General features: G+C 64.5%; 3 protein-coding genes. 2 read left to right on the top strand and 1 reads right to left on the bottom strand.

Annotation, left to right across the window (positions count from 1 at the left end; all coding sequences use genetic code 11):
* A partial coding sequence (locus tag ACFMO5_RS13380; RefSeq protein ID WP_376793250.1) for a class I SAM-dependent methyltransferase occupies nucleotides 1–555 on the top strand: 555 nt, incomplete at its 5' end.
* Between the two features lie 21 nt (nucleotides 556–576).
* On the opposite strand, the gene ACFMO5_RS13375 is transcribed toward ACFMO5_RS13380, so the two are convergent.
* Complete coding sequence (locus ACFMO5_RS13375; RefSeq protein ID WP_376793249.1) at nucleotides 577–3357, bottom strand: glycosyltransferase family 39 protein; 2781 nt, start codon at nucleotides 3355–3357, stop codon at nucleotides 577–579.
* A gap of 164 nt (nucleotides 3358–3521) precedes the next feature.
* Here ACFMO5_RS13375 and ACFMO5_RS13370 point away from each other — a divergent pair, with 164 nt between their 5' ends.
* Nucleotides 3522–3821: a hypothetical protein gene (locus tag ACFMO5_RS13370; protein ID WP_376793248.1), complete on the top strand. Its 300-nt coding sequence runs from the start codon at nucleotides 3522–3524 to the stop codon at nucleotides 3819–3821.
* Nucleotides 3822–4271: the final 450 nt, after the last annotated feature.

Below are 4271 nucleotides of genomic sequence, written 5' to 3'. Positions count from 1 at the left end.
GGGCTTCGCCTCTTGGTGGTGGCCGCCGCCGAAGCCCTTCCGTACCCGGACGACACCTTCGATGTGGTGCTCTCCCATGAGGTGATCGAGCACGTGGCCGACGATCGCCGGGCGGTGGCCGAGATGGTCCGCGTGTTGCGGCCCGGCGGGCGGATCCTCCTGTTCTGCCCGAACCGCTGGTTTCCCTTCGAGACCCACGGGCATTACTGGCGGGGACGTTATCGTTTCGGGAACACGCCGCTCATCAACTATCTCCCGGATCCCTTGCGCAATCGCCTGGCGCCCCACGTGCGGGCTTACAGCGGGCGCGCCCTGCGCCGCCTCTTCGCTGGCCTCCCCGTCCGCATCGTCCACCACACGCGGATCTTCCCCGCCTTCGATCGGATCGCGCGGCGGCATCTCCGCTGGGGCCGCATGTTGCGCCGCCTGGCCGACCTTTTGGAGCGCACGCCCTTGAACCGGCTGGGCCTTTCCCATTTCATGGTTGTGGAAAAAACACCGGGGCAACCTTTCGGCGCTGGTCCGCTGACGACAGGTGGCCCCTCTGTTCGGTAGGGGCAACCACAAGGGTTGCCCCTACCGAACGCCCGACCCCTTCACCCGCACGGGCAGCTCCAGGTGATCGCGCCCGTCCTCCGCTCGGACTCGCTCCATCGTGTCCGGATCGTAGAGCACCACGATCAAGCGGCCCTCGCCGGATAGGGGCTCCCGGAAGACCACCGGATGGGGATCCTCGATGAATTCCCCTTGGACCCAGGAGGTCGTCGGAATCGCCCCGTCGGCCGGGGGCCGGTCGTCCTGGCCGACCAGACGTCCTTCCGGGTTGAGAACTTGGACCGAGACCACGTAAGGGCGCTCGATGGGATCCTCGTTGAGCGCCCGCCAGATCAAGCGGACGTTCAGGGTGTCCCCGGGCCGGATGACGGTGCGATCCAAAGAGAGCCCAACGAGCTCGGCCAAGCCGGGGAAGCGCTGGCCGACCGGGATGTCGTAGGGCGGCGGCTCGAACCGACGTGGCCGTCCGGAGATCTCCACCGCCCCCAGGGGGATCCACGGACCCTTCCCCCAGCGCAACCGCACCTCCGCCGGCCCCGCCGTCGCCTGCGGCGATACCCAGACCGCGCGCCGGTCGAGCACCGGAAGCCCCGGGATCCATTGCGAGACAGGGTAGCGGTCGTAGCCCGGATCCCCCGTCTGACGGCCCAAGACCTCCTCACCGCGGGCGATCTCCAAGGTCAGGGGTTGATCCGGGAGGCCGGCGCGGTCGGCCTGGAGGAGCAGCAACGCCCGCAGCGGCTCCCCTGGGGCCAGAGGGGAAGCGACCAACTGGAATCCCAGCAGCTGCAGCCCTTCCCCTAAGGGGATCGGATCCTTTAAACGGGGCACCTCAGCCATTGTCCCATAGGGGTCCGTCGTGAGGCGGGGTGGGCGGATCGCCACCGGGCCCAGGGTCAGGGATCGGCCGCCGGGGTTGCGCGCCTCGTCCAAGATGTCCAGCCCCTTCAAGTCCGGCTCCCGATACAACGTCACCGTCAGCGTATAGGGTCCGGGGGGAGCGCCCAAGGGGACCGGGACCACGAAATAGGTGGTGGTCTCCTCGCCGGGGGACCAACGGGCGGTGTACCGATGAAGGTCGTTCATGAGCATCCAATCCATCCCGCTCACCCGTTGGCGCCCGACGTCGAGGAGGGCGACCGCCGCCTTCAGGTTCTCCGGGATCGGGGCGGGCATCCGCCAGCGGAGGGCCACTGCCACCCCTTCCCCGGCACGGGCCTCCGTCTCTGTGAACACACCGGATAGCCACAGGCGGTCCCCGAAATTGATGGAGACAGGCCGCAACGGCGGCATCGCCACGGGCCGCTCCAGCTCGTAGACCCAGAGCGTATAGCCCGAGAACTCTCGATGGTCGATCAATCGCCCGGCGCGTTCCAGCAGGAATGGGATGAAACGCTTGTCGTCGGTCACCGAGCGGAACCAGTGCAGAAGGAAGACCCGCCGCTTGTCGGCCGTGACCGCCTGGAGCTCCGCGAGGCCTGCTGCTTCCCGACCCCGCATTTTGATCCCTTGGATCGGGGCGGGGCCCGTGTAGTATTGCTGAAGTGTGTATTCCTCGGAATCCACGACGATCGCATCCTCCGACGTCGTCGCCGCGTTGAGATACGCCGCCACCCCGCGCACGTCCTCCCGGAAGAAGGCCGGGTCGTAGTAAACGATCCACAGCCCTTGGAGGAAGGTGGCCCCGATGGCTGACGCCATAGCCAGCGTGAGGGCCCGGCCGGGCAGGCGGAGCGACCGGGGCGCCGACCAGAGGGCGGCCATCAGGGCGGCGTCTGTGAGCAACAGGGCCGGGGTGAGCATCAGGATGTAGCGGGGGTGGACAATGGGCTTCCACCGGGTGATGACGAAGACCAGCAGCAAGGGGATGGCGAAGGCGGTCAGCCACAGCACGGGCCGGGAGGGGCGGCGGCGACGCCATGCGGCTAGCCCCGCCAGGAGCAGCGCCCCGGCGAAGGCCATCCCGTAGGCCGCCGAAGCGGCGACGAACCATGGCCGCGGCGGCGGCTCGCCGGTCTTCCCCAGGACCTCCCGGATGCCGATGTTGAAGAAATGCCAGGTCAAGGAAAGGAACTCCAAGAGAGTCGGGAAGGTGGCCCGCTCGTCGCTGTGCTGGCCGGTCTGGCGGTAGGCAGGAGGTAACCACGGCGCGTAGGCGAGCACCACCAGGGCCTGGGCCAGTGCCCAACGGCGGAAATTCCATCGACGATCTTCGATGGGTTGGCGCATGAGCAATACGAGGGCGGCGAGGTTCAGGAAGGCGACGGCGACTACAGAGAAATAATGGGTATACATCATCGCCACTTCCGTGATCCCGAGGGCGGCCAGGGTCCCTGTGGGCCAACGGCGGGCGTTGATGAGGCGACCCAGGAGCAGGAGGGTGAGCAGGTACTCCAGGGCGAAGAGGGTATACATTCGGGTCTCCTGCGAGTAATACACATAGGCCGGGGCCAGCACAGCCAACCCGGCAGCCAGGAGCCCGACCCCGCGCCCAGCGCCCTCCCGGCCGACCCGATACAGTAAGGGGAGGATCAGGATCCCGAAGATCGTCGAGAGGAACCGCGTGGTGAACTCGGTGTAGCCGGCGAATATTCCCCAGATCGAGAGCAAGATGTAGTAAAATGGGGGATGGATATCCACCGCTGTCATCCGGATGGCGGTGAGGATGCCATGGCGGGCCAGATAGGTGCTGTAGCCTTCATCCCACCACCAGCTTTGAACCGCGATGCGGTAAAGCCGCAAGGCGAAGGCCAGTAGGATCATCCCGAGGAGCACTCGATCGACCCGGATGGCGCGCTGCATCAGTGGGATTCCACTCCTTCTATTAGATTCAGCCCAAGCCCGCATAATCTGCTGGTAGGAAAGGGCGGGGAGAGGGTAAGCCCTCAACCCGCGGTTTCCATCCCCTTGTCTGGAGATCTAAACTTAATATATAATCGACCCTAAAATTCTCACGGACCAACGAAATGCTCACGCGAGCGCGGCTTGGAGAACGGTGGCGGACCTGGCGTCAGGTGTTCCTGGAGTTCTTCTACGGGTTTGCGGCTTACGATGTCGTGCGGCATCTGCTGGAGATGCGCGCTGCGGCCGAGAATCTTTTCATCACTGCCCTCTTCGGCGATCTCATCGGCCTTCCGATCATACCACCTTACTACAGCTTGCGCCTCTTGCCCTATGTGGTCCCCATCCTGGGTACTTGGAAACGCCGCGTGCTGCGGGAGCGAGAGTTCACGGATGAGCACGATTACCATCTGCACGGGCTATGAGCTCGTTTCCATAGGATTTGGGCGGGCTGCATATCCAGCGAATGCCTGGTCCATGGCTTAGCTTGGGGGGTCGGGGGGCCTTTGGCCCCTCCTCCGCCCAGCCCCCGTGCTCCCCCCTTTCTGCAGCCCAAGGGGCCGTGGGAAGGGGGCCATTAAAAAATAAAAGATAAAATCAAAGAGCACCATGACGCTTGTTCATTTTTTCAATTCGGACCATTCTAGGATAAAAGGGGCTTGCCGTCCCTTGATGACGAAAATTAAACCATCTGGGAGGAAGAACGACATGACGGAGCAAAAGCCTCAAGAGAGCCTGTTGCGCCGGGTGCTGACTTTTGTACAGGAGTTGACTTATGGTATGGCGAGCCACGATATGGCCCGCTATGCGCTTCGCACCCGGGCGAGCATGGAGCATCTGTTCATCCTGATCACCATGGGCGATCTCATCGGTGT

It is taken from the genome of Thermoflexus sp. (assembly GCF_042408365.1).
Taxonomy (GTDB): domain Bacteria; phylum Chloroflexota; class Anaerolineae; order Thermoflexales; family Thermoflexaceae; genus Thermoflexus.
The sequence above is the reverse complement of the archived record's forward strand: the minus strand, read 5'-3'. Positions and strand labels throughout refer to the sequence as shown.